The sequence below is a fragment of the Magnetospirillum aberrantis SpK genome, from assembly GCF_011022235.1.
GTDB classification, from domain to species: domain Bacteria; phylum Pseudomonadota; class Alphaproteobacteria; order Rhodospirillales; family Magnetospirillaceae; genus Magnetospirillum; species Magnetospirillum aberrantis.
The window spans coordinates 171,209-194,654 of the sequence record NZ_JAAIYP010000038.1 but is presented as its reverse complement, the minus strand read 5'-3'; the positions used below and the strand labels follow the sequence as shown (position 1 = coordinate 194,654).

Below are 23,446 nucleotides of genomic sequence, written 5' to 3'. Positions count from 1 at the left end.
CACAGGGACGGACGCGTTCGAGAAGGAGACGGATGACAGCCACCACCACCGACGTCGACACGCCCCGTCTGGCGCTTTCCAGCGCTGGCGCCGAACTTGTGCTTGATGGCACCGGTGTCAGCCGTGGCGTCGCCATCGGCGTCGTCCATCGCCATGCCGCCGAGGCGGTCACCGTCGCCGAATACCGCTTGCCGCAATCGCGCGTCGCCGCCGAATTGTCCCGCTTCGCCGACGCCGCCGAGCGCGCCGGCCGCGAAGTGGCGCAATTGCAGATCAAGGCCGAGGGATTGGAGGGCGCGGCCGCCGAGGAACTGGGCTATCTGCTCGACGCCTATCGGCAAATGCTGCGCGATTCCAGGCTGATTCGCGGAGTGTGCGGGCGCATCGAACGTGATCGCGTCAACGCCGAAGCCGCCGTCCAGCGTGAAATCGACGAGATCGCCCATGCCTTCGAGGCCATGCAGGATTCCTATCTGTCGGCCCGCGTCGCCGACATTCGCGACCTGGGGCGCCGGCTGATCCGCAATTTGACGGGCATGCCCTATCGTCCGTTCCAGGTGCTGCCCCGCAACGCGGTGATCCTGGCCGAGGAACTGACCCCGGCCGACACCGCCCTGCTTGATCCGCGCCAGGTGGCCGGGCTTGCCACCGTGCTGGGCGGTGCCGAAAGCCACACCGCCATCATGGCCCGTTCGCTGGGCCTGCCGGCGGTGGTGGGGGTGGCCGGGTTGATGAAGGGGGTGCGCTCGGGCGACGTGGTGGTGATCGATGGCCGCGAGGGCAAGGTCATCGTCAACCCTCGTCCCGAAGTGTTGAAGGATTACCGCCGCCGCCGTGCCGCCTTCCTGCGCGGGCGGCGGGCGCTCGACCGGCTGCGCGACTTGCCGGCGGTGACCCGCGACGGTGTGCACATCCAGCTTCAGGCCAACATCGAGCTGCCCGGCGAGGTCCAATCCGTGCTGGCGTCGGGGGCCGAGGGCATCGGCCTGCTGCGTTCGGAATTCCTGTTCATGAACCGCGACGATCTGCCGGGCGAGGAAGAGCAGTTCCAGGTGTTGCGGGATCTGGTGTGCCGCATGGAGGGACGGCCGGTCACCGTCCGCACGCTGGACGTCGGCGGCGACAAGCTGGCGCGTGGCCTGGGCATCTCGCCAGGAGCGAATCCGGCCCTTGGACTGCGCGCCGTGCGCTTGTCGCTGGCCCAGCCCGACCTTCTGGAGGCGCAATTGGCCGCCTGTCTGCGGGCTTCGGCTTTCGGTCCGCTACGCATCCTGATTCCCATGGTCGCCACCGTCGAGGAAATGCGGGCGGTGCGCGCGGTCATGGAGCGGGTGGTGAAACGTCTGCGCCGCGACCATGTGCCCATGGCCGATCCCTTGCCGCCCCTGGGGGTGATGATCGAGGTGCCGGGGGCGGCGCTGGCCGCCGACGCGCTGTCGTGGCATGCCGACTTTTTCGCCATCGGCACCAACGACCTGACCCAATACACCCTGGCCATCGACCGCGCCGACGAGACGGTGGCGCACCTTTACAATCCGCTGCATCCGGCGGTGCTGCGTCTGATCCAGTTCTCGGCCGAGGCGGCGCTGCGGGCCCGCATTCCGGTCTGCGTCTGCGGCGAGGTGGCGGGCGATCCCCGTTTCACCGCGCTGTTGCTGGGATTGGGCATCCACGACCTGTCCATGTCGGCGACCAACGTCGCCGTGGTCAAACAGCGTATCCGCACCCTGGATCTGGGGGCTGCAAGCCGTCGCGCCCGTGCTATCATGGACCAGAGCGATAGTTCGCGCATCGCTCAGTTGCTCGATAGTTTCAATGGGGGAGACGTTTAGCATGCGCATGGTGACTTTCGCGGCGCTGGTGGCGCTGCTTTCGCCCGGCATGGCCCTGGCCGAAGACGCTTATCCGGCGGTCAAGCTGGTGGACACCACCAAGACGGTGGTGGGCGAGGACATCCGCTATCCGACCACTGGCGCGCCCAAGGTCCACGCCGTGGTGGTCACCATCGCGCCGGGGACGGAAACCGTTCTGCACCATCATCCGGCGCCCATGTTCGCCTATATCCTCGAGGGCGAGGTGACGGTGGATTACGGCGCTTCGGGCAAGCAGACCTTTGGGCCGGGGGCCGGCTTCGTCGAGGCCATGAACGTCAGCCACAAGGGCCTCAACACCGGCACGGTGCCGGTGCGCATCCTGGCGGTGTCCATGGGGGCCGAAGGCACCGAGAACGTTGTGGTGGACAAGAAATAGCTATTCCCCGGCGATGCTGACCCGGTTGCGTCCGGCCTTCTTGCTGGCGTAAAGGGCGCGGTCGGCGTGGGCCATCAGGGCGGAGACGTCGGGTGTGCCCTCCGCGCCGGGATTGGCCACCGCCACGCCGATGCTGACGGTGAAATCCAGCACCTCGCCACCGGGAAGCGGCACCCGCAATTCCTCGACCGCGGCGCGCAGCCGCTCGGCCAGAACCAGCGCGCCGTCCAGCCCGGTGCTGGGCAGGGCGATGGCGAATTCCTCGCCGCCGCAGCGGCCCAGGATGTCGGGATCGCGCAAGGCGCGGCGACAGGTGGCGGCGAAGGTCTTGAGCGCCAGATCGCCGGCGGCGTGTCCGTGCTGGTCGTTGATGCGCTTGAAATGGTCGAGGTCCAGCGCCAACAGCGCCAAGGAGCGGTTCATGCGGCGGGCGTGGCTGAGTTCCAGCCCGGTCAGGCGGTGGAAATGGCGCAAATTGGCGGTGCCGGTCAGGGCATCGTGGTTGGCCAGAACCTCCATCTCGGCGGCATGGCGCTGGGTGTCGGAATAATCCCGCAGGCTGAGGGCCAAATCGCAGATGCGGCCATCGCGGTCCAGCACCACCGGCACCCGTTCCACCACCAGCCGCAACAGGCTTTCCGCCTCGCCGTCCGGCTGGCTTTGTTCGACCGGATAGGCGCCCACCGCCAACAGGTTGCCGCCGGCCGGCAGCACCAGCCGTTGCCATGTCTCGATGACGCTGGCGCCCTTGGCGTCGGTGGCGAAGTTGGCGGTGTAGGACCGCCATAGCGGCGCTTGGCGGGATTGGACGAAAGCGTAGTCGAATTCCAGCATGCCGCGCCGCTCGGGCGCCAGGATCTCGGGCGCCAGGGTGTCGATCACCTGTCCGGTCAGGTCGACGCCGAAATGTTCGACGAAGGCCTGGCCGTAATGCAGGTAGCGACACCCCTGGTCCTCGATGGCGATCAGCAACAGATGGTCGCCATGGGGGGAAAGGTTTTCCAGCGGACGCAGCATCCCCTCGGGGTCGAAGCTCTCTCGCCAGCGTGCCAACAGGTCACCCAGGCGGGAATCCATTACCCGCGAAACCGCGTCTTCCATCCACCGGCGCTCCCGTGACGTCCTCGGGGCGCCATCTTAGCCCGAAGGCGGCGGCCGGACCAGGGGGGAGGGGTCCGGCCGTGCGGGCCGCCTATTCCGCCGCGTGGCGGTGGCGGCGCCGTTGTCCTTCCGCGTCGGCTGCCTTGATGGCGGCGAACACCTGTTCCGGCGTGACGTCGCCCTTGATGTTGTGGATGGTCTCGCCGGGGGCGCAGGCCATCGCGGCCACTTGACGCAATTGCTCGTCGGTGGCGTCCGCCAGCCCGATGTCGGCCAGGGTGGTGGGCAGCCCCACCGCCTCGCAGAAGCCGAACACTTCGGCTACCAGGGCGGCCGGCCGCTTGGTCAGCATCAACAGCGACAGCGTGCCGATGGCCACCTTTTCGCCGTGCCAGAAGGCATGGGTCGGCTCAAGCACGGTCAGACCGTTGTGGATGGCGTGCGCCCCGGACAGGCCGCCGCTTTCGAATCCCAGGCCGGACAACAAGGTGTTGGCCTCGATCACCCGCTCCAGTTCCGGGGTGACCTTGCGCGCCTCGCACGCCTTGCGGGCGGCGACGCCGTCGGCCAACAGCGTGTCGTAGCACAGACGCGCCAGACCGAAGGCGGTCATGCCGCCCGGCCGGCCGGTCATGTTGGCGGCGCCGCTGATCTTGCAATCTTCCGCCTCGAACCAGGTGGACAGGGCGTCGCCCATGCCCGACACCAGGAAGCGGACCGGCGCGTCGGCGACGATCTGGCTGTCGACCAATACCAGGTCGGGATTGCGCGGCAGCACCAGATAGCGCTTGAACGCGCCTTCGGCGGTGTAGATGACGCTGAGCGCGCTGCATGGCGCGTCGGTCGAGGCCAGGGTGGGAACGATGGCGACCGGCAGGCCCAGCGCATGCGCCACCGCCTTGGCGGTATCCAGCGCCTTGCCGCCGCCGATGCCGACGATGACATTGGCGTCAAGGGCGCGGGCGCGGGCAGAAATCCGTTCGATCTCTTCGTCCGAGCATTCGCCGCCGAATGCTTCCAGCGCGATGACGATGGCGCCTTTTTGCGCCACGGCGGCGGCGGCGGGCAGCACGCGCGGGTCGACCACCGCCAACGCGGTGTCGCCCAGCCGGCGGGCTTCTTCCGGCAGCATGGCGATGGCGCCGGCTCCCTGGACATAACGGGTGGGGAAAATGGATGTGGTGATCATGGCGTCCCTCCTTGGCGGCCGCCCTGCAAATGGTCATACCACTTTACGCCTCTTGCGCCTGTGTGTTCATGCGTTGCCGTGGGGGCTGATGCGCACAGGGGCGCGAAAAATGCAGGACAGGTGGCGCCATTTCATTCCCACATAAACATATCTTTATATCATCGTTGCCATTGTCGCCCGAGGCTGGTACAACGGGATCAGGACAATCCCCGCAAAAAGGGCGCGAGATCATGACCGATTATAAGGTTGCCGACATTTCCCTGGCCGGTTGGGGCCGCAAGGAGCTGGACATCGCCGAGAGCGAGATGCCCGGCCTGATGGCCACCCGCGAGGAGTTCGGCCCGTCGCAGCCGCTGAAGGGCGCCCGCATCGCCGGTTCGCTGCACATGACCATCCAGACCGGTGTCTTGATCGAGACGCTGAAGGCCCTGGGTGCCGACATCCGTTGGGCGTCGTGCAACATCTTCTCGACCCAGGATCACGCCGCCGCCGCCATCGCCGCCGCCGGCATCCCGGTGTTCGCCGTCAAGGGCGAGAGCCTGGAAGAGTACTGGGAATACACCCACAAGATCTTCGAATGGGCCGACGGCGGCTGCCCCAACATGATCCTGGACGATGGCGGCGACGCCACCCTTTTGATCCATCTCGGCATGAGGGCCGAGAAGGATCTTTCGGTGCTGTCCAACCCGACTTGCGAGGAAGAGGAGGTGCTGTTCGCCTCCATCAAGAAGAAGCTGGCCACCGATGCCACCTTCTATTCCCGCAACGGCGTCGCCATCCGCGGCGTGACCGAGGAAACCACCACCGGCGTCCATCGTCTCTATGAAATGGAGAAGAAGGGCACCCTGCTGTGGCCGGCCATCAACGTCAACGACTCGGTGACCAAGTCCAAGTTCGACAACAAGTACGGTTGCCGCGAAAGCCTGGTTGACGGCATCCGCCGCGCCACCGACGTCATGCTGGCCGGCAAGGTCGCCGTGGTCGCCGGCTTCGGCGACGTGGGCAAGGGCTCGGCCGAGAGCCTGGCCAGCCAGGGCTGCCGCGTCATCGTCACCGAGATCGACCCGATCTGCGCCCTTCAGGCCTGCATGGAAGGTTACGAGGTGTTGACCATGGAAGAAGCCGCCCCGCGCGGCGACATCTTCGTCACCACCACCGGCAACGTGGACGTCATCACCGTCGACCACATGCGCGCCATGAAGGACCGGGCCATCGTCTGCAACATCGGTCACTTCGACAGCGAGATCCAGGTCGCCGGCCTCAAGAACTTCCAGTGGACCAACATCAAGCCGCAGGTGGACGAGATCAAGTTCCCCGACGGCAAGCGCATTCTGTTGCTGGCCGAGGGCCGTCTGGTCAACCTGGGCTGCGCCACCGGCCATCCCAGCTTCGTGATGTCGGCCAGCTTCACCAACCAGGTGCTGGCCCAGATCGAGATCTTCTGCAATCCCGGCAAGTACGAGAAGAAGGTCTATGTGCTGCCCAAGACCCTGGACGAGAAGGTCGCCGCCCTGCACCTGGGTAAGCTGGGGGCCCAGTTGACCAAGCTGAACCAGCGTCAGGCCGAATATATCGGCGTCGCGGCCGAGGGTCCGTTCAAGCCGGAAACCTACCGCTACTAAACCGTGTTGTCCTGATGGCGGATGAAGGGCTCCCCCGAACGGGGGAGCCCTTTTTCTGTGTGTGCGTTTTAGAGTTCATTAAAACAATTACGTGTGCGCGTGGTGCAGGTGTGGGCTTCGTAATGCGCAGTGTACAGAGTCTTAGCGATTGGTTAATGTCGCTGCATTCCCCGGTTGGGACCTGCATGGGCCGCGTGGCGGCAGTCATGGGAACGACAGGGGGTAAAAATGGCACGGTTCCATCTGCTCGCCGAAGCCGGCGTCGCGTCTCTTCCTGGGGTTGCTTATCTGGCCCTTGGTTTCATGATGGTTCTGATCTAGCTATCGAGCGAGGCGGTCCGTGACGGCGGGCCGCCTCGTGTGATTCCGGGGAAAGCCGGCCATGCGCGGGTCGCGAAAATGTGGCCCATCAATCGCTTGACTCTCGGGTCGTCCCGAGTATAGTTGCGCCCTCTCGCGCCGGGAAGCCCTGGGCGCGCCAGTTCATTTTTGCTCAGGACGAATCGTGATGTTCGCAGTCATTCAGACCGGCGGTAAGCAGTACAAGGTGGCCAAGGACGACGTGATCCGCGTCGAGAAGCTGGCCGGTGAAGCGGGCTCCGAGGTCGTGCTCGATCAGGTGTTGATGGTCGGCGACAAGATCGGCGCTCCGGTCGTGGCCGGCGCCCAGGTCAAGGCCACCGTCGTCGCCCAGGCCCGTGGCGAGAAGCTCATCATCTTCAAGAAGCGCCGCCGCCAGAATTCGCGCCGCAAGAACGGCCACCGCCAGGACCTCACCATCCTGCGCATCACCGACATCACCGCCGGCTGAGCCGCGGAAGTTTTAGGAGTAAGAGACCATGGCTCATAAAAAGGCTGGTGGTTCGTCCCGTAACGGCCGCGACTCCGCGGGTCAGCGCCTCGGCGTCAAGAAGTTCGGCGGCGAACTCGTCATCTCGGGCAACATCATCGTCCGTCAGCGCGGCACCAAGTTCTATCCCGGCGTGAATGTCGGCATGGGCAAGGATCACACCTTGTTCGCCACCACCGCCGGTCAGGTCAGCTTCCGCCATCGCGGCGAGCGCACCTTCATCGACGTGGCGCCGCTGCCGGAGGCCGCCGAGTAATCGGCCGTCCCCGACGGAAAGGTTTTGCGAAAGGGGAACGGTCAAGGACCGTTCCCCTTTTTGCCGTTTCGACATAATGCGGTGCCCCAGGCACCCGGCGTGCGCGGTGCCCCTGCCCGCCGCCTGAGGGCAGACACATGAAATTCCTCGATCAGGCCAAGATTTTCATCAAGAGCGGTGACGGCGGTGCCGGCGCCGTCAGCTTCCGGCGCGAGAAATATATCGAATACGGCGGTCCCGATGGTGGTGACGGCGGCCGTGGCGGTGACGTGGTCATCGAATGCGTCGATAACCTCAACACCCTGATCGACTACCGTTACCAACAACATTTCAAGGCGGCCAAGGGTATGCACGGCATGGGCCGGCAGCGCACCGGCGGCAAGGGCGACGACGTGGTCCTCAAGGTGCCGGTGGGCACCCAGATCCTGTCCGAGGACAAGGACACCGTGCTGGCCGACCTGACCGAGGCCGGTCAGCGCCTGGTGCTGTTGCGCGGCGGCGACGGCGGCTTCGGCAACCTGCATTACAAGACCAGCACCAATCAGGCGCCGCGCCGTGGCGATCCCGGTTGGCCGGGCAAGGAAATGTGGGTGTGGCTGCGTCTCAAGCTGATCGCCGATGCCGGTCTGGTCGGTCTGCCCAACGCCGGCAAGTCCACCTTCCTGGCGGCGGTGACCCGTGCGCGCCCCAAGATCGCCGATTATCCCTTCACCACCCTGCACCCCAATCTGGGCGTGGTCTATCTGGGCGGTGACGAATTCATCCTGGCCGACATTCCCGGTTTGATCGAGGGGGCCCACGAAGGCGCCGGCATCGGTGACCGTTTCCTGGGTCATATCGAGCGCACGCGCGTTCTGTTGCATCTGGTGGACGGCACGGGCGACGACGTGGCCGAGGCCTATCACGTGGTGCGCGGCGAACTGGCGGCCTATGGCGGTGGCCTGGATGAAAAGCCCGAGGTGGTGGCGCTCAACAAGTGCGACTCGCTGACCGAGGAGGACATCGCGGAAAAGCTGGCGGCACTCGAGGAAGCCTGCGGCCAGAAGGTGTTCCGCCTGTCCGGCGTGGCCGGCATGGGGCTTAAGGAAATCCTGGGGTCACTGCTGGTCGAGATCAAGGATTCCAAGGCGGCCGAGCCCGGTATCGTCGCCGCAGCCGTCACCGCCGGTGTCGGCAAGAAGGGCAACGAAGGCTTTTACCGCCGCATGAAGGATGCCGAAGCCGAGGAAGAGGACGACGGCTATTACGGCGCCGACGGCGAATGGATCTGGTACGACGAAGCCGACGAGGAAGAGGATGACGACGACGAGTCCGATCGCTGACGCCAAGCGCCTGATCGTCAAGGTCGGCTCCAGCCTGCTGGTGGACGAAGCCACCGGTCACATTCGCCGCGAATGGCTGGAAAGCCTGTGTGCCGACGTCGCCCGCTGCCGGGCGCGCGGGCAAGAGGTCGTACTGGTGTCGTCGGGCGCGGTGGCGGTGGGGCGCCGCCATCTCGGCCTGACGCCTCCCCTGACCCTCGACCAGAAACAGGCCGCCGCCGCCACCGGTCAGATTCAGTTGGCCCATGCCTATCAGGAAGCGTTGGCCCGCCACGGCATCACCTGCGCCCAGGTGTTGTTGACCCTGTTCGATTCCGATGATCGGCGCCGTTACCTCAACGCGCGGCAGACGCTGGAAACCCTGTTGCGGCTGGGGGCGGTGCCGGTGATCAACGAGAACGACACCGTCGCCACCACCGAAATCCGCTTCGGCGACAATGATCGGCTGGCGGCGCGCGTGGCTCAGATGATCTCGGCGGACGCGCTGGTGCTGTTTTCCGACATCGACGGGCTTTACTCCGCCGACCCGCGCCACAACCCCACGGCCCGTTATCTGCCCGAGGTACACGAGATCACCCCCGAGATCGAGGCCATGGCCGGCGATCCCGGCACCGGCTACGGTTCGGGCGGCATGGTCACCAAGCTGGCGGCGGCGCGCATCTGTCTGTCCGCCGGCTGCCGCATGGCCATCTGCAAGGGCGAGCCGCTGTTCCCGCTGACCGCCCTGGAGAGCGGCGCGCGGGCGACGTGGTTCCTGCCCGAGGGCGGCCCGCGCACGGCACGCAAGCAATGGATCTATGGCGCCATGAAACCGGTAGGCGGCATCGTGGTCGATGCCGGCGCCGCCCGCGCGCTGGCCAAGGGGGGCTCGTTGCTTCCGGCCGGGGTGACGGCGGTCGAGGGCGAATTCGAACGCGGCGACTGCGTTCTGGTGCGCGGCCCCGATGGCCGCGTTCTGGGGCGTGGCCTTGCCGCCTATGATTTTTCCGACGCGCGCCGCATCATGGGCCACCGTTCCGCCGACATCGCCCAATTGCTGGGCGATTCGCGCGGCGACGAACTGATCCACCGCGACGATCTGGTGATGGAGGGCTGACTGTGAGCACCGAACTGCACACGCTGATGACCGACCTGGGCCAAAAGGCCCGCACCGCCGCCCGCCAGTTGGCGCTGGTGCCGGGCCCGGCCAAGGACGCGGCGTTGCGCGGCGCGGCGGCGGCTCTGCGGGCTCAGGCCGAGTCGATCAAGGCGGCCAACGCCAAGGACATGGCGGCGGGTGAGGCCAAGGGCCTGACCAAGGCGCTGCTGGATCGCCTGCTGCTCAACGATGTCCGCATCGAGGGCATGGCCGCCGGGCTCGAGGTCGTCGCCGAATTGCCCGATCCGGTCGGCCGGGTGCTGGCCGAATGGGACCGTCCCAACGGCCTGCGCATCCAGCGCGTCGCCGTGCCGCTGGGGGTGATCGGCATCATCTATGAAAGCCGTCCCAACGTCACCGCCGACGCCGCTGCCCTGTGCCTGAAATCGGGCAATGCCGCCATCCTGCGCGGCGGCTCGGAAAGCTATCATTCGTCCCAGGCCATCATGGCGGCGTTGCGCGCCGGCATCGAGGCCGTCGGGTTGCCCCAGGACGCGGTGCAGATGGTCCCCACCACCGACCGCGCGGCAGTGGGCGAGATGCTGACCATGACCGATTATATCGACGTCATCGTGCCGCGCGGCGGCAAGTCGCTGGTGGAGCGGGTCGCCAGGGAAAGCCGTATCCCGCTGTTCCAGCATCTGGAAGGCATCTGCCATACCTATGTGGACGGCGCGGCCGATTCCGACATGGCGCGCAAGCTGGTGCTGAACGCCAAGATGCGCCGCACCGGCATTTGCGGCGCCACCGAAACCTTGCTGGTGGATGCCCAGGCGCAGGCGTTGTTGCCGGTGCTGGTACGCGACCTGCTGGAGGCTGGGTGCGAGGTGCGCGGCGATGCGGCGACTCAGGCGGTGGATCCCCGCGTGGTGCCCGCCACCGACGAGGATTGGCGCACCGAATATCTGGACGCCATCATCTCGGTCAAGGTGGTGGACGGCGTGCAGGCGGCGGTGGACCACATCAACGCCAACGGCAGTCACCACACCGAAGCCATCGTCACCGAGGATCCGGCCGCGGCCGAAACCTTCCTTAACGGCTGCGACTCGGCCATCGTGTGCTGGAACGCCTCGACTCAGTTCGCCGATGGCGGCGAATTCGGCATGGGGGCGGAGATCGGAATTTCGACGGGCCGCATGCATGCCCGTGGTCCGGTCGGCGTCGAACAGCTTTGCACCTTCAAGTACAAGGTGCTGGGCTCGGGCCAGACCCGGCCGGGCTGAGGAATAAGGTGACACGGATGGACACGGATGGACTCGGATGGGTGGTGCCGCTGATACGCTCCGCGTTCATCCGTGTTCATCCGTATCACTGTTCCAGGTTGCCGCGATGATCCCGCTCAATCCCTGGGGCGACCGGCGGCGGGTTCGGGTCGGGCTGTTGGGCGGGTCGTTCAATCCCGCCCATGACGGCCACCGCCATGTGGCCGAGACCGCCTTGGGATTGTTGGGGCTGGATCAGGTATGGTTGCTGGTCAGTCCGCAAAATCCCCTGAAGCCATCGGCCGGCATGGCCCCCCTGGCGACGCGGTTGCGTTCGGCGCAACGGGTGGTGGCCGGGCATCCGCGTCTGCACGCCACCGCCATCGAGACGGACCTGGGCACCCGCTATACCGTCGATACGCTGGGCAAACTGGCGACCCGGTTCCCCCGCGTCCGCTTCGTCTGGCTGATGGGGGCGGACAATCTGGCGCAGATGGCTCGCTGGGCACGCTGGACCCGTATTTTCCAGGCTGTTCCGGTTGCGATTCTGGCGCGTGCTCCCTATTCTCAGAAGGCGCTGGCGGCCAAGGCTGCCCGGCGCCTGTCGCGTTTCCGGCTTGCCGATCGGGCTGCGCGCGGTCTGGTGAAGCGTCCGTTGCCGGCTTGGGTCTATTTGCATACCCGGCTGCATCCCGCCTCGGCCACCGCCATTCGCAGCCAAAGGCCAGGCTTTTTTGAAGGAGCAAACCCATAACCACCCGGTCCCAGCCCGCCATCGCCTCGGCGGAAGAATTGGTCGATCTTGTCGTTGCCAAGCTTGATGACGACAAGGCCGAAGACATCGTCGTGGTCGATTTGCGCGGCAAGTCGTCCATCGCCGACCACATGATCATGGCGTCGGGCGCATCGTCGCGTCAGGTCGGCGCCATGGCCGACCACCTGATGCGTGCGCTCAAGGACGCCGGCCAGCCTGTGTCGGTCGAGGGTTTGCCCCAGGGCGACTGGGTGCTGATCGATGGCGGCGACATCATCGTCCACCTGTTCCGGCCCGAGGTTCGCGCCTTCTACAATCTGGAAAAGATGTGGGGCGGCACCCGTCCGGCCAGTTTGGGGGCACGCACCAAGGACGCTTTCGCCTCGGCCGTTCAGGCCTCGGTCTAAAGCGGTGAAACTGTGGTTGGCTGCGGTGGGTCGGGCCAAGCCCGGCCCCGAGCTTGACCTGTTCCAGCAATATGCCCGCCGTCTGACGCCGCCGCTCACCTTGCGCGAGGTCGAGGAAAAACGGCCGTTGCCGGTGCCTGACCGCAAGGCGCGCGAGGCGGAATTGCTGTTGGCCGCCATTCCTGCCGGCGCGGTGGTGATCGCGCTCGACGAACGCGGAAAATCCATGGGTTCCGAGGATTTCGCCCGTCGCCTGGGGCGGTGGCGTGACGACGGCGTCGCCGATCTGGCGCTGTTGATCGGTGGCGCCGATGGCCATGGCGACGCGGTGCGGGCGCGTGCCGACCTGATGCTGTCGTTCGGGGCCATGACTTGGCCGCACATGCTGGTTCGTGCCATGGCGGCCGAACAATTGTGGCGGGCCCAGGCGATCCTTTCGGGGCACCCCTATCATCGCGCCTGATGCGTTCTTATCCCCCGCGCGTTTTCCTTGAATTTAGAAGACCTGCAAGCCAGGATATGGTTGGGGGAAGGTAAGGGAGAGGGACGAGTGGACGTCGATATTCCGTCCGACGAGCTGGCCGGGTTCGAGGACTATCGCCAGCGGGTCGAAGGCACCAACATCAGCGCCCAGACTCTGCTTGCCACGGATTACCTCAACCATTTCAACGAGATCGTCATGCTGCTCGACATGCTGCCGGACATGCCGGACATGATCGAGGAATGCAAGCTGTGGCAACCCAAGTCCTATAAGGACCATTTCGCCGATTCCACCTTCCGCGACAAGCAATTGGCCGTCGAGGCCTATGACCGGGTGCCCAGTGTCTACCGTCTGCCGTTCGAGGAAACCATCCGGCAGTTGAACACCCTGATCGTCGAGGGTGTGGATCGCATCGACGCGGAAATCGCCGGTGGCGCCGGCCCCGAACAATTGGGCGAATCGTGCCGGGTGCTGGCGCGGACAGCCCAGGCGTTGATGGATTGCGCTTCGGCCATCATCCATGGTTCCAACCGCGCCATGGATCAGGGCGAGATCGACGGCCTGTTGGGGCGCTGATCACATCAGACAGAAATCCACGGGCTTGGGCATCTCGGGCAAGTCCTGTTCGCCCAAGGCGGCGCGCAGGTCGATTTCCGCCCGCCGGCACAGCGTATCCAGGGCCAGGGCGTTGGCCTGGGTTCCGAACGGTTCCTCCAATTCGTCGCCCAGCGCGTCGAGGCCGAAAAAGGTGTAGGAGATCAGCCCCACCACCACCGGCGTGGCGTAGCCGATGCTGTCCACCAGCCCGAACGGCAGCATCAGGCAATAAAGATAGGCCGTGCGGTGCAACAGCAAGGTGTAGGCGAAGGGCAGCGGCGTGGTGCGGATGCGTTCGCATCCGGCCTGGACGGCGGCAAGGCCGTCCAGATTGTTCTCGATGGCCGCGGCCAGCATGGGGTTGACCCGGCCGCCAGCTACCGCCGCCGCCAACTCGGCTCCGACACGACGCAGGATGGCGTCGGGAGGATTGGCGGCGGCGACACAGCCGGGGCGCTCGTCTTGGTTCAGGAAGTCGCCGGTATGGTCCGTTCCCTCGCCGCGCAAGGCGTGTTTCAGGGCGTGGGCAAAGGCGATCAGGCGATAGACCTGACGGCGGTGCTGGTCTTCATCGGCGGGGGTGACGTGGCACAGCCATTGCCGGGTCAGGCTGCGGGCCCGGATCAGCAATTCTCCCCACAATTTGCGGGCTTCCCACCAGCGGTCGTAGGTGGCGTTGTTGCGAAAGCCCAGAAAGATGGCCAGCGCCAACCCGATCAAGCTGAAGGGAATGGGGGTCAGGGTGATCTTGGTGTCGAACAGCCGGCCGTGCAAAAGGGTGGCGGCCACCGCGATGCCGACGGTCAGCGCCAGTGGCCGGCCGATGCGCGGCAGGATGGAACCGCGCAGGATGAACAGCAATTGCCAGGCGGAAGGATTGTCGCGGACGATCATGGTGGCGGCTGCTTTAACATCTTTGCCCGCCACCGTGCCAGGAATTGGTCACGGCGAATTCAGCAGGGCATGCACGCGCGAGCGTAAATCAGGCAGCAATTCGGCCGCGAACCAAGGATTTCTGTTTTCCCAGGCGGTGGTGCGCCAACTGGGATGGGGCAGGGGGAACAGGTTCGGGCCGTAACCCTGCCACGCCGCCACCGTCTCGGTCATGGTGCCGGCGCGCCGTGTTCCCAACAGCGCCGCCTGGGCATAGGACCCCACCACCAGCGTCAGCCGGATCTCGGTCAGCAGGGGCAGGATTTGCGGATGCCAAAGCGGCGCACATTCCGGGCGCGGCGGCAGGTCGCCCCCCTTGGGGTCGCGGCCGGGATAACATAACCCCGTCGGTACGATGGCGACGCGGTCCTCGTCATAAAACGTGTCGCGGCCAAGGTTCAACCACTGTCGCAACCGGTCGCCGGAACGGTCGTTCCACGGCAGGCCGGTCTCGTGCACCTTGGTTCCCGGCGCCTGCCCCACGATCAGCAACCGTGCGCCAGGGTTGGCGCGCAGGATCGGACGTGGCCCTAGCGGCAAATGGGGGGCGCACAAGGTGCAGGCGCGCACGCGGGCCAGAAGAGAGGCGAAACCGTCGTCCATGCCAGGACATTATACCGGTTTCATCGGCCGGCAACCGCCGGAAAAGGGGATCAGCCCAGGATGGCCCAGCCGGCCAGCAGATGGCACAGCGCCGGCGCCAGGGCCACCAGGGAATCGCGCATCAAGTCGGGAAAAGGAAGACGACCTACCATGATGCGGTCTCCAGCAACGGGGTGGGGGTCGTGCGTTCGTTGACGAAGTGGCGGCAATGGGAACGCTGCTCCACCGGTTCCATCAGGGCCAGGGCATGGCAGCACCGCTCGAACCAGTAGCGACAGCTCCGGCAACGGTTCTCACTCCCCTCGGGCTGGTAGACGCACCCCATGATTACCTCCCGTTATCGTTCTGTCTGGAATGATTCTCCTTTCTTATCGTGGGGTCAATTTCTCAAGGGGTGTGCGTGTTTACGAGTCGTTTACCTTTGTCACAAGGTCTTCGCGCGTCTTCTCCGGTGTTGGCCTGACGGTGGGAAAGAACAATTCGCGGAATTGTTGGCGCACAAAAATTGCCGCCTCCGTCACAGTAAAATTATGACTGAGGTATGGGGTGGGTCAGGGGGTGGCGAGAACGGCCAGAACCGTCTCGGGATCAAGACGCACGTCCAGCCAGCTGACCCCCCAATGCAGGTGCGGACCGGTGGCCCGACCCGAGGCGCCGACCGCGCCGATCACTTGGCCTTTCTCGACGTGCTGCCCCTCGACCACGTCCAGCCGCGACAGGTGGGCATAGACGCTTTGCACCCCCAGGCCGTGATCGACCATGGCCGTCAGCCCGGTGAAGAACATGCCAGGATGGGCCAAGGTGACGGTGCCCGAGGCCAGCGCCCGCACGGGGGAACCGGCTGGGGCGGCGATGTCGGTGCCGGAATGGGGGGCGCGGCCTTCGCCGTTCAACACACGTTGGCTACCGAACACGCCTGATACCGGGCCATCGGCCGGGACGGCGATTCCGTCCAGGAACTGGGCGATGGGGGTGACGATTTCCCGCCGCGCCGCCACCAATTGGTTTTCCGCCTTGATGCGGGCAAGGTCCGAGGGATCGGGGGTGACCTTGGCCGGCGGCAGACCGTCGATACGTTGAATTTTCCACGCACGCGGGGCGATGGCCAGCATCTGACGCTGTCCATCGATTTCGAGAACCGCCTGGGCCGGGGCGTCGCGGCCGAAGCCCAAGGCGAAGCGTCCTGCGGAATCGGTGGGGACGTTGCGGCCGTCCAGGCGGATGTCGGCACCCGGCCGTGCCTGCCCCAACGCCAGCCCGCCTTGTTCGAGGCGGCCGCGCAGTTCCGTTGCCTGGCTGGTTGACATGATGGCGATCCACGCCAGGGCACACGCCCATATCCAGCGCATTATCCGCTCTCTGTGATTGAAGGCAGGACGATTCTAGGAAAGAACCCCGCCTCAGGCCAGGATGTTCAGCAACGAGCCACGCGGCCGGGTGGTCTCGTCGTCGCTGGTGCCTTGGGCGCTGTAGCCGCGCAGGCTCTCCATGAAGCTGGGGCGGGTCGATGTGGATTGCGTGTCGCTTTCGCGGACCGGCAGGCCGGTGACCTTGTCGATGGTGCGCGGGTTGATCAACTGGCGCGCGGCGCGGACTTCGGCGGCGCTGTAGCACAGGTAGCCGTTGATCAAAATCGGGTATTGGGTGTCCGTCGACGATGCGGCGGATATGGCGGAGGTGGCCATGATCCCCTCCCCCTTCGCGCTTGGCACAGGTTGACACGGAAAAGTATACCACCAATCCACGATTGAGTCCCGGCTTTCGCGGAGGCTGCGCGCGCCGGGTTCCCTGGCGCCATCGCCCGTGCTAGCGTTGGCTGGCGTGTTGTGGCGGTAGCCATGCGCCAGCCTTTCCATTTCCTTTGCCGGTCCGAACGGAGGAAGCCCCCATGTCCGACACGCTTGCTTTGCTCGACAATCTGGTGTGCAAGGCCAAGGCCGCCGGAGCCGACGCCGCCGACGCCGTGTCCCTGGATTCCGTGTCGGTATCGGTGGGCTGGCGCCTGGGCAAGCTGGAGCGGCTTGAACGTTCGGAAGGCGGCGACATCGGCTTGCGGGTACTGATCGGGCGACGTCAGGCCATGGTGTCGTCGTCGGATCGTTCGGAAACCGCGCTGGGCGAGTTGGTCGATCGCGCCGTCGCCATGGCGCGGACGGTGCCGGAAGACCCCTTCGCCGGGTTGGCCGATCCCTCGGAACTGGCCAGAAGCTTTCCCGAACTGGACAATTGCGACGCCGCTGAACCGACCGCCGAGCACTTGCTGGAGCTATGCAAGCGGACCGAGGACAGTGCGCGTGCGGTGAGCGGCGTCACCAATTCCGAAGGGGCCGATGCCGGTTGGGGGCGCTCGGCGGTGGCGTTCGTCGCTTCGAACGGTTTCTCGCACGCCTATGCGGTGACGTCGTCGTCGCTTTCCGCCTCGGTTCTGGCGGGCGAGGGGGCGACCGGCATGGAACGCGACTACGACTACACCTCGGCGGTGCATCTGGCCGATCTGCGCAGTCCCGAGGACGTGGGGCGCGAAGCCGGCCGCCGGGCGGTGCGCCGTCTGGGGGCGCGCAAGGTCAAGAGTTGCCAGGTGCCGGTGGTGTTCGACCCGCGCGTCAGCCGTGGCCTGTTGGGCAGCCTGTCGGGCGCGATCAACGGCGCCGCGGTGGCGCGTGGAACCTCGTTTCTCAAGGATTCCTTGGGCAAGCGCATCATGGCGCATGGCATCCGGGTGGTGGACGACCCGCATCGGGTGCGCGGGCTGCGGTCGCGGCCATGCGACGGCGAAGGCGTCGAGACCCGCAAGCTGGCGCTGGTCGAGGACGGGGTGCTGGCATCTTGGTTGCTGGATTGCCGGTCCGCCCGGCAATTGGGGATGAAAAGCACCGGCCATGCCACCCGTGGCACCGCCTCGCCGCCCAGTCCGTCGGCCAGCAACCTTTATCTTGAGGCCGGTCCGGTCACCGTCGCGGAGATGGTGGGCGACATCGTCTCGGGCTTCTATGTCACCGAACTGTTCGGCCAGGGCGTCAACATGGTCACCGGCGATTACTCGCGCGGTGCCGCCGGTTTCTGGATCGACGGTGGGGAAATCGCTTATCCGGTGTCGGAAATCACCGTCGCCGGCAACCTTCGGGACATGCTGCTCAAGCTGGTGCCGGCCAACGATCTGGTATTCCGCTATGGCGTCGATTGTCCCACCGTGCGGGTGGACGGGTTGACCATCGCCGGACGATGACGGCCTTGCCGGGTTGAGATATGATCCGGCGCCAGAGTTTCAGACGGAGGCCGAAATGGCGCGCAAGGGCATGGTGGTGACGGTGGTGGCGCTGATGGTGGCGGGCTGTTCGTCCACCGCGCCCACCAACGGCCAGATTTACGGGACCGCTGGTGGTGCCGCCGTGGGCGCCGGCATCGGCCGCGCCGTGGCGGCCACCGCGACCCAGGGCACCTGGGTCGGCGCGCTGGGCGGGGCCTTGGTCGGCTATGCCGCCGGAAGCTACGTCGATGGCGCGTCCGAGGAAAAGCACGCCCGCGCCACCATCGCCGCCGCCGAGGACGGCGAGGCGGTGTCGTGGACCGAGGGCGGCGACCGGGGGCTGGTGTCACCACTGGGGGCACAATACGCCGACCGTTCCGGCCGTCCCTGTCGCAACCTCAAACAGGATGCGGATTTCGGCGAACAGAAGTTCATGCGCGACGTCACCGCCTGTCAGGCCAAGGACGGCACCTGGGTGGTCACCGAATACCGGCCCGATCCGGCGGATTGATCCGCCCCCTCTGGGGGTTATTGCTTCCAGAAATTGGGTACGAACAGCACCAGCAGGATGAACATCTCAAGGCGGCCGAACAGCATGCCGCAGGCCAGCGCCATCTTGGCCATGTCGGGCAGCGACCCGAAAGTGGCGCCTGGCCCGATGGTTTCACCCAGGCCCGGCCCCAGGTTGGAAATCGCCGCCGCCGCCCCCGAGATGGCGGTCAGGAAGTCCAGCCCGAGAAAGCCCAGCGTCATCGACAAAACGGCGAAGCCCAGAACGTAGACGAACAGAAATCCCATGGCCGATTGCAGGATTTCGTTGGACAGCGGCCGACCGTTGAAGGTCGGGACCTCGATGGCGTGCGGCCGCAGCAATTGGTGCATCTGGACGCGGGCGTTGGCGAACAGCAGGTGCAGGCGGAATACCTTGATACCGGCGGTGGCCGAACCTGCGCAGCCGCCGACGAAGGTCAGGAAAAATAGTACCGCCGCCGGCAGGCCGATCCAATCGCTATAGTCGATGGTCATCAACCCGGTGCCGGTCATCACCGACACCACGGTAAACACGCCGTGATGAATGGCGCCAAGGACCGAGAAGTTGCGTTCGACCATCAGCCACAGCACCACCGCCGCCGAGCCTGCGGCCATCAGCCACAGATAAAGCCGTACCTGTTGGTCGTGCAGGATGGTTCGCCACCGCCCCCGCGCCAGTTGCGGGAACAAAAGATAGGGAACGCCGCCCAGCACCATGCCGACACAGGCGATCAGGTCGATGGCCGCGCTGTTGAACATCCCCAACGAGGCGTCGTGGGTGCCGAACCCGCCGGTCGAGATGGTGCTCATGGCGTAGACGACGGCGTCGAAGCGCGGCATGCCGGCGAGCCACAAGGCCAGCGCCAGGGCGGCGGTCAGGATCACGTAGACGCTGACGATGGCGACGCCGACCCGTGCCGAGCGGCGCAGCGGCATGTCGCCCGACGAGCCGCCATGCATGCAGAACACCTGCATGCCGCCGATGTTCAGTGTCGGCAGGATGGCCACCACCATGGCGATCATGCCCATGCCGCCCATCCAGTTCAGTTGCGCCCGCCACAACAGCAGGCCGCGTGGCATGTGCTCCAATCCGTCGATCACCGTCGAGCCGGTGTTGGTCAGGCCACTGGTCGATTCGAAGATGGCGTCGATGGTCGACAGGTCGGCTGCACCGAACATCAGCGGCAGCGCGCCGAACAGGCACGGCACCACCCAGCCCAGGGCCGCCGTCAGATAGGTCTGGCGCACGCTCAGCGACTGGAAGTCGCTTTGCGTTCCCAGCATCAGCCCCAGCCCGGCGATGCCGGTGGTGAACCCCGACATCACGAAAATGCGCCATTCGGGATGGCCCGAGGCCATGTCGGCCAGTGCCGGCAGCGCCATGGATGCGGCCATCAGGCACAAGATGGTGCCGACGATCTGAAGGACGGGGCGGAAGTCGATCATGGCCTTATTCCCGCCAGAACGATCGGGTGAACAAGACGACCACGGTGAACAGTTCGAGCCGGCCCATGACCATTTCGAAGGCCATGATCCACTTGGCCAGGTCGGGAACGGTCTGGAAGTTGCCGGCCGGGCCGATGACCGGTCCCAGTCCGGGGCCGACATTGGACAGCGCCTGGGCCGAACCGGTGATGGCGCTGATCAGGTCCATGCCGGCCACGGTCAACATCAGCGAAAAGATGGCGAAGGTCAGGAAGAACATGGCCATGAAGCCCAGCACCGAATCCAGGATGCTTTGGGCGATGGGGCGGCGGTTGAAGTCCACCACGAAAATGCCGTGCGGGTGCAAAAGGCGTTTCAGATGCACGCCGGCCAGCTTGAACAGCACTTCCCAGCGGAACACCTTGACGCCGCCGGCGGTCGATCCGGTGCAGCCGCCGATGAAGATCAGGATGAAGAACACGCATTGAGCGAAACCGCCCCAGGCGTTGTAGTCGGTCGAAGCGAAGCCGGTGGTGGTGACGACGCTGACCACGTTGAAGGTCGCGTGCGTCAGTGCCTCTCCGGGCTCCATGTCGTTGAAGGCCCATTGCCAGAACGCCAGTACCAGCGCGAAGAAGGCGACGAAATTCAGGAACCAGCGAATTTGGCTGTCTTTCAGGAACGGCCATCGCTGGTGCTTCCACGGGCTGACGAACAAGGTGAAGGGCATGGCCCCCATCAGCATGCCGGCGATGGCGATCCATTGGGTCGCCGGCCCCCATTTGCCCAACGATTGGTCGGAGGTCGAGAACCCGCCGGTGCCGAGCGCGGCGAAGGCGTGGCACATGGCGTCGAACGGCGTCATGCCGCTCAGCCACAAGCCCAGGCAGATGGCGGCGGTGAAGGTGAGGTAGACCAGAAGGATCGATCCCGCCACCTGGGTGACGCGCGGCTTGACCTTGTCGCTCTTGTCCGAGCTTTCCATCTTGAACAATTGCATGCCGCCGATGCGCAGGATCGGCAGGATGGCCACCGCCATGACGATGATGCCGACGCCGCCCAGCCAATTAAGCAGGGCCCGCCACAGCAAGATGCCCTTGGGGGCCGAATCCAGGCCGGTCAGCACCGTCGAGCCGGTGGTGGTGAAGCCGCTGGTCGCTTCGAAGAAGGCGTCGGCCGGCGACAGCCCATAGGCGGAAAAGGCGAAGGGAAGGGCCGCGAAAGCCGACAGCACGTACCACACCGACGCGGTCAGCAGGAACGCCTGGCGGGTGGTCAGCGGCTGGTGTTCGGCCGGGCGTCCGCCCAGGGCCATGCCGGCGCCGATGAAAGCGGTGACCAGGGCCGACACGGCGAACACCCGCCAGTCGGAATCGCCCGAGACGGCATCGGCCATGGCCGGCAGCCCCATGGCCGCCGCCAGGATGATCAGCAAGATGCCGTTGACGAAGACGACCGGCTTGAAGTCGATCACGCGGTGAATACCCCTTTGTGCAAGGGGGAAAGGTGGCCCGCTTCGCGCGGACTGTCCAGCACTTCGTGGGCGGTCTATGATGGGGCATGTCCGCACCCTTGTTTCCGGTTCCGTCCGATTTGCGCCGCCGCGCCGACCTGGCGTTGGAACGGTTGGCGTCGTGCACCCTGTGTGCCCGCCGGTGCGGTGCCGACCGCACACGGGGAATCCGCCGTGCCACCTGCCAGACCGGCACGGTAGCGGCGGTGGCCGGGGTGACGGCGCGGCAGGGGATGTTGGCGGGGGCGGCGGACATCCTGTTCGCCGGGTGCAACCTGCGCTGTCTCGCCTGTTCCACCGCCGCCGCCAGTTGGGATGGAGACGGCGAGGCCATGGACGGCGAGGCCCTGGCCGGATTGCTGTGCCGGCTCCAGGAGCAGGGACATCGCATGGTGGCGCTGTCCAGCCCCAGCCATGTGCCGGCTCAGATATTGGATGCGGTGGCCCGCGCCGTCGGACGCGGCTTCTCCCTGCCGCTGGCCTGGGTCAGTGGCGGTTACGACAGCCTGGACACCGTGGCGTTGCTGGAGGGCGTGGTCGCCCTCTATGTGCTGGACTTCAAGCATGGCGAGGCGGCGGCGGGGCGGATGTGTGCCGGGGTCGCCGATTATCCGCGGGTGGCCGCCGCCGCTGTCGCCGCCATGGCGGCCCAGGTGGGGCCGCTTCGGCGGGATGAACAGGGGCGCGCGATCGGTGGGGTCTTGGTGCGCCATCTGGTGTTGCCCAACGACCTGGGCGGCAGTCGGGCGGCATTCGCCGCCCTGCCCGCCGGCACCGTGGTCGAGGTGTTGGACGATTACCGGCCGCTGCACCGTGCGGCGCGGGCCCCGAAATTGAACCGCCACCCCTCGGCGGACGAGGTGGCGGCGGCGAAACAGGCGGCGCTGGATGCGGGAATGGTGCTGGCCTAGGCGTTGGACAGGCCGTGGCCGCGGCCCTGGATCAGCGCCATGAATTCGCGGCGGGTTGCCGGGTTGTTGCGGAAAGCGCCCAGCATGCGGCTGGTGACCATGGTCACGCCCGGCTTGTGGACGCCACGGGTGGTCATGCATTCATGCGCCGCCTCGATCACCACCGCGACGCCCTTGGGCTGCAACACCTCGTTGATGGTGTTGGCGATCTGGCTGGTCAGCTTTTCCTGGATTTGCAGGCGTTTGGCGAAGATTTCCACCACGCGGGCCAGCTTTGAGATGCCGACCACCCGGCGATCGGGCAGATAGGCCACATGCACCTTGCCGATGATGGGAACCATGTGGTGTTCGCAATGGCTTTCCAGACGGATGTCGCGCAACAGCACGATTTCGTCGTAGCCGTCGGTTTCCTCGAAGGTGCGGTGCAGGATGTCGGCCGGGTCCTGGTCGTAGCCGGCGAAGAATTCCTCGTAGGCGCGGACCACGCGCTCGGGCGTGCCGACCAGTCCTTCGCGGGTCGGGTCGTCGCCGGCCCAGCGCAACAGCACGCGCACCGCGTCTTCCGCTTCGGCGCGGCTGGGGCGGGGACTGGCGGTGGCGGGGCGCAATTCGGCGGGCAAAGTGATCTGATCGTCCATGAACCTGTCCTGCTCTGTCCTGAAACGGGGTGGCCTGCTTCCTTTGCCCATGTGGCGATGGCGGCGGCCGAATGCAACCCGTCAGTTGGGGCGGTGCGCTTCGTGCGGGCTGTCCAGCGAGAAAGCGGGGATGCCCACGTCGAATGCCTCGCCGTCGTCGGTTTCCATGCGATAGGTGCCCATCATGATGCCCGACGCGGTCGAAAGCGGCGTTCCGCTGGTGTATTCGAACGATCCGCCCGGTTCGAGGATCGGCTGTTCGCCGACCACGCCGGCCCCCTCGACCTCTTGGACGCGGCCCAGGGCGTCGGCGATCTTCCAGTGTCGCCGCATCAGCTGCACGGTTTCCCGGCTGTTGTTTTCGATGTGGACGCGATAGGCCCAGACGAAATGGCCTTCAGCCGGCGAGGACTGGTCTTCCAGAAAGATGGGCTGGACCGTGACAGTGATGCCGCGCGTGGTCTCGGTATACATGG

At 65.9% G+C, this 23,446-nt stretch carries 26 protein-coding genes; 15 read left to right on the top strand and 11 right to left on the bottom strand.

Going from position 1 to position 23,446, the window contains the following annotated elements:
- Nucleotides 1-32 precede the first annotated feature (32 nt).
- Together ptsP and G4223_RS12015 are read left to right on the top strand one after the other, a co-directional pair.
- Nucleotides 33-1,832 (top strand): phosphoenolpyruvate--protein phosphotransferase, encoded by a 1,800-nt coding sequence (gene ptsP, locus G4223_RS12020; protein ID WP_163679790.1) that lies wholly within the window; start codon nucleotides 33-35, stop codon nucleotides 1,830-1,832.
- A gap of 1 nt (nucleotide 1,833) precedes the next feature.
- Entirely contained in the window at nucleotides 1,834-2,250 is a 417-nt protein-coding gene (locus G4223_RS12015; RefSeq protein ID WP_163679788.1) for a cupin domain-containing protein, read from the top strand.
- Here the strand turns inward: G4223_RS12015 and G4223_RS12010 are convergent, their stop codons facing one another.
- Both G4223_RS12010 and G4223_RS12005 read right to left on the bottom strand, forming a co-directional pair.
- Nucleotides 2,251-3,351 (bottom strand): GGDEF domain-containing protein, encoded by a 1,101-nt coding sequence (locus tag G4223_RS12010; RefSeq protein ID WP_163679786.1) that lies wholly within the window; start codon nucleotides 3,349-3,351, stop codon nucleotides 2,251-2,253.
- A gap of 91 nt (nucleotides 3,352-3,442) precedes the next feature.
- On the bottom strand, nucleotides 3,443-4,540 hold the full coding sequence (locus G4223_RS12005; protein WP_163679784.1) for a glycerol dehydrogenase: 1,098 nt from the start codon (nucleotides 4,538-4,540) through the stop codon (nucleotides 3,443-3,445).
- 230 nt (nucleotides 4,541-4,770) lie between these two features.
- On the opposite strand from G4223_RS12005, the gene ahcY reads away from it, so the two are divergent.
- From ahcY to G4223_RS11955, 10 genes are all read left to right on the top strand, one after another.
- Nucleotides 4,771-6,162 carry an adenosylhomocysteinase gene (ahcY, locus tag G4223_RS12000; RefSeq protein WP_163679781.1) on the top strand — a complete coding sequence of 464 codons (1,392 nt, stop codon included), beginning with the start codon at nucleotides 4,771-4,773 and terminating at the stop codon, nucleotides 6,160-6,162.
- Between the two features lie 508 nt (nucleotides 6,163-6,670).
- Nucleotides 6,671-6,973: a 50S ribosomal protein L21 gene (gene rplU, locus G4223_RS11995; RefSeq protein WP_163679778.1), complete on the top strand. Its 303-nt coding sequence runs from the start codon at nucleotides 6,671-6,673 to the stop codon at nucleotides 6,971-6,973.
- A gap of 28 nt (nucleotides 6,974-7,001) precedes the next feature.
- A complete protein-coding gene (gene rpmA / locus G4223_RS11990; RefSeq protein WP_163679773.1) occupies nucleotides 7,002-7,268 on the top strand; it encodes a 50S ribosomal protein L27 in 267 nt (88 codons plus the stop codon).
- A 137-nt stretch (nucleotides 7,269-7,405) separates the two neighbouring features.
- Entirely contained in the window at nucleotides 7,406-8,590 is a 1,185-nt protein-coding gene (obgE, locus tag G4223_RS11985) for a GTPase ObgE (RefSeq protein ID WP_163679770.1), read from the top strand.
- Nucleotides 8,565-9,686: a glutamate 5-kinase gene (proB, locus tag G4223_RS11980; RefSeq protein ID WP_163679767.1), complete on the top strand. Its 1,122-nt coding sequence runs from the start codon at nucleotides 8,565-8,567 to the stop codon at nucleotides 9,684-9,686. The genes obgE and proB overlap by 26 nt, the downstream gene beginning before the upstream one ends.
- 26 nt (nucleotides 9,687-9,712) lie before the next feature.
- Nucleotides 9,713-10,951: a glutamate-5-semialdehyde dehydrogenase gene (locus G4223_RS11975; protein WP_163680383.1), complete on the top strand. Its 1,239-nt coding sequence runs from the start codon at nucleotides 9,713-9,715 to the stop codon at nucleotides 10,949-10,951.
- A 106-nt stretch (nucleotides 10,952-11,057) separates the two neighbouring features.
- A complete protein-coding gene (locus tag G4223_RS11970) occupies nucleotides 11,058-11,684 on the top strand; it encodes a nicotinate-nucleotide adenylyltransferase (RefSeq protein WP_163679764.1) in 627 nt (208 codons plus the stop codon).
- A gap of 38 nt (nucleotides 11,685-11,722) precedes the next feature.
- Nucleotides 11,723-12,091, top strand: a complete 369-nt coding sequence (rsfS, locus tag G4223_RS11965; protein ID WP_163679761.1) for a ribosome silencing factor — start codon at nucleotides 11,723-11,725, stop codon at nucleotides 12,089-12,091.
- Between the two features lie 4 nt (nucleotides 12,092-12,095).
- Nucleotides 12,096-12,554: a 23S rRNA (pseudouridine(1915)-N(3))-methyltransferase RlmH gene (rlmH, locus tag G4223_RS11960; protein ID WP_163679757.1), complete on the top strand. Its 459-nt coding sequence runs from the start codon at nucleotides 12,096-12,098 to the stop codon at nucleotides 12,552-12,554.
- Nucleotides 12,555-12,641: 87 nt separating this feature from the next.
- Entirely contained in the window at nucleotides 12,642-13,148 is a 507-nt protein-coding gene (locus G4223_RS11955; RefSeq protein ID WP_338086873.1) for a hypothetical protein, read from the top strand.
- On the opposite strand, the gene G4223_RS11950 is transcribed toward G4223_RS11955, so the two are convergent.
- The 5 genes from G4223_RS11950 to G4223_RS11930 all read right to left on the bottom strand — a co-directional run bounded on the left by G4223_RS11950 (nucleotide 13,149) and on the right by G4223_RS11930 (nucleotide 16,390).
- Nucleotides 13,149-14,063 carry a bestrophin family protein gene (locus G4223_RS11950; protein ID WP_163679754.1) on the bottom strand — a complete coding sequence of 305 codons (915 nt, stop codon included), beginning with the start codon at nucleotides 14,061-14,063 and terminating at the stop codon, nucleotides 13,149-13,151. It lies immediately after the preceding gene.
- A gap of 48 nt (nucleotides 14,064-14,111) precedes the next feature.
- Nucleotides 14,112-14,705: a uracil-DNA glycosylase family protein gene (locus G4223_RS11945; protein WP_163679751.1), complete on the bottom strand. Its 594-nt coding sequence runs from the start codon at nucleotides 14,703-14,705 to the stop codon at nucleotides 14,112-14,114.
- A 145-nt stretch (nucleotides 14,706-14,850) separates the two neighbouring features.
- Nucleotides 14,851-15,030 (bottom strand): hypothetical protein, encoded by a 180-nt coding sequence (locus G4223_RS11940; RefSeq protein WP_163679748.1) that lies wholly within the window; start codon nucleotides 15,028-15,030, stop codon nucleotides 14,851-14,853.
- A 226-nt stretch (nucleotides 15,031-15,256) separates the two neighbouring features.
- A complete protein-coding gene (locus tag G4223_RS11935) occupies nucleotides 15,257-16,012 on the bottom strand; it encodes a M23 family metallopeptidase (protein ID WP_241004084.1) in 756 nt (251 codons plus the stop codon).
- A gap of 93 nt (nucleotides 16,013-16,105) precedes the next feature.
- Nucleotides 16,106-16,390, bottom strand: coding sequence for a hypothetical protein (locus G4223_RS11930; RefSeq protein WP_163679742.1), 285 nt, complete (start codon nucleotides 16,388-16,390; stop codon nucleotides 16,106-16,108).
- A 203-nt stretch (nucleotides 16,391-16,593) separates the two neighbouring features.
- Here G4223_RS11930 and G4223_RS11925 point away from each other — a divergent pair, with 203 nt between their 5' ends.
- Nucleotides 16,594-17,931: a TldD/PmbA family protein gene (locus G4223_RS11925; RefSeq protein WP_163679739.1), complete on the top strand. Its 1,338-nt coding sequence runs from the start codon at nucleotides 16,594-16,596 to the stop codon at nucleotides 17,929-17,931.
- A 55-nt stretch (nucleotides 17,932-17,986) separates the two neighbouring features.
- Nucleotides 17,987-18,463 carry a hypothetical protein gene (locus G4223_RS11920; protein WP_163679736.1) on the top strand — a complete coding sequence of 159 codons (477 nt, stop codon included), beginning with the start codon at nucleotides 17,987-17,989 and terminating at the stop codon, nucleotides 18,461-18,463.
- A 17-nt stretch (nucleotides 18,464-18,480) separates the two neighbouring features.
- Here G4223_RS11920 and G4223_RS11915 read toward each other — a convergent pair whose 3' ends face one another.
- A complete protein-coding gene (locus G4223_RS11915; RefSeq protein ID WP_163679734.1) occupies nucleotides 18,481-19,929 on the bottom strand; it encodes a TrkH family potassium uptake protein in 1,449 nt (482 codons plus the stop codon).
- 4 nt (nucleotides 19,930-19,933) lie between these two features.
- The gene (locus tag G4223_RS11910; RefSeq protein ID WP_163679730.1) at nucleotides 19,934-21,382 is read right to left on the bottom strand and encodes a potassium transporter TrkG; all 1,449 of its coding nucleotides are present in this window, start codon (nucleotides 21,380-21,382) and stop codon (nucleotides 19,934-19,936) included.
- 86 nt (nucleotides 21,383-21,468) lie between these two features.
- Here G4223_RS11910 and G4223_RS11905 point away from each other — a divergent pair, with 86 nt between their 5' ends.
- Nucleotides 21,469-22,332: a radical SAM protein gene (locus tag G4223_RS11905; protein WP_163679727.1), complete on the top strand. Its 864-nt coding sequence runs from the start codon at nucleotides 21,469-21,471 to the stop codon at nucleotides 22,330-22,332.
- Here the strand turns inward: G4223_RS11905 and folE are convergent.
- Together folE and apaG are read right to left on the bottom strand one after the other, a co-directional pair.
- On the bottom strand, nucleotides 22,329-22,970 hold the full coding sequence (folE, locus tag G4223_RS11900; RefSeq protein WP_163679725.1) for a GTP cyclohydrolase I FolE: 642 nt from the start codon (nucleotides 22,968-22,970) through the stop codon (nucleotides 22,329-22,331). The genes G4223_RS11905 and folE overlap by 4 nt on opposite strands.
- A gap of 81 nt (nucleotides 22,971-23,051) precedes the next feature.
- Nucleotides 23,052-23,444 (bottom strand): Co2+/Mg2+ efflux protein ApaG, encoded by a 393-nt coding sequence (apaG, locus tag G4223_RS11895; protein WP_163679722.1) that lies wholly within the window; start codon nucleotides 23,442-23,444, stop codon nucleotides 23,052-23,054.
- Nucleotides 23,445-23,446 lie beyond the last annotated feature (2 nt).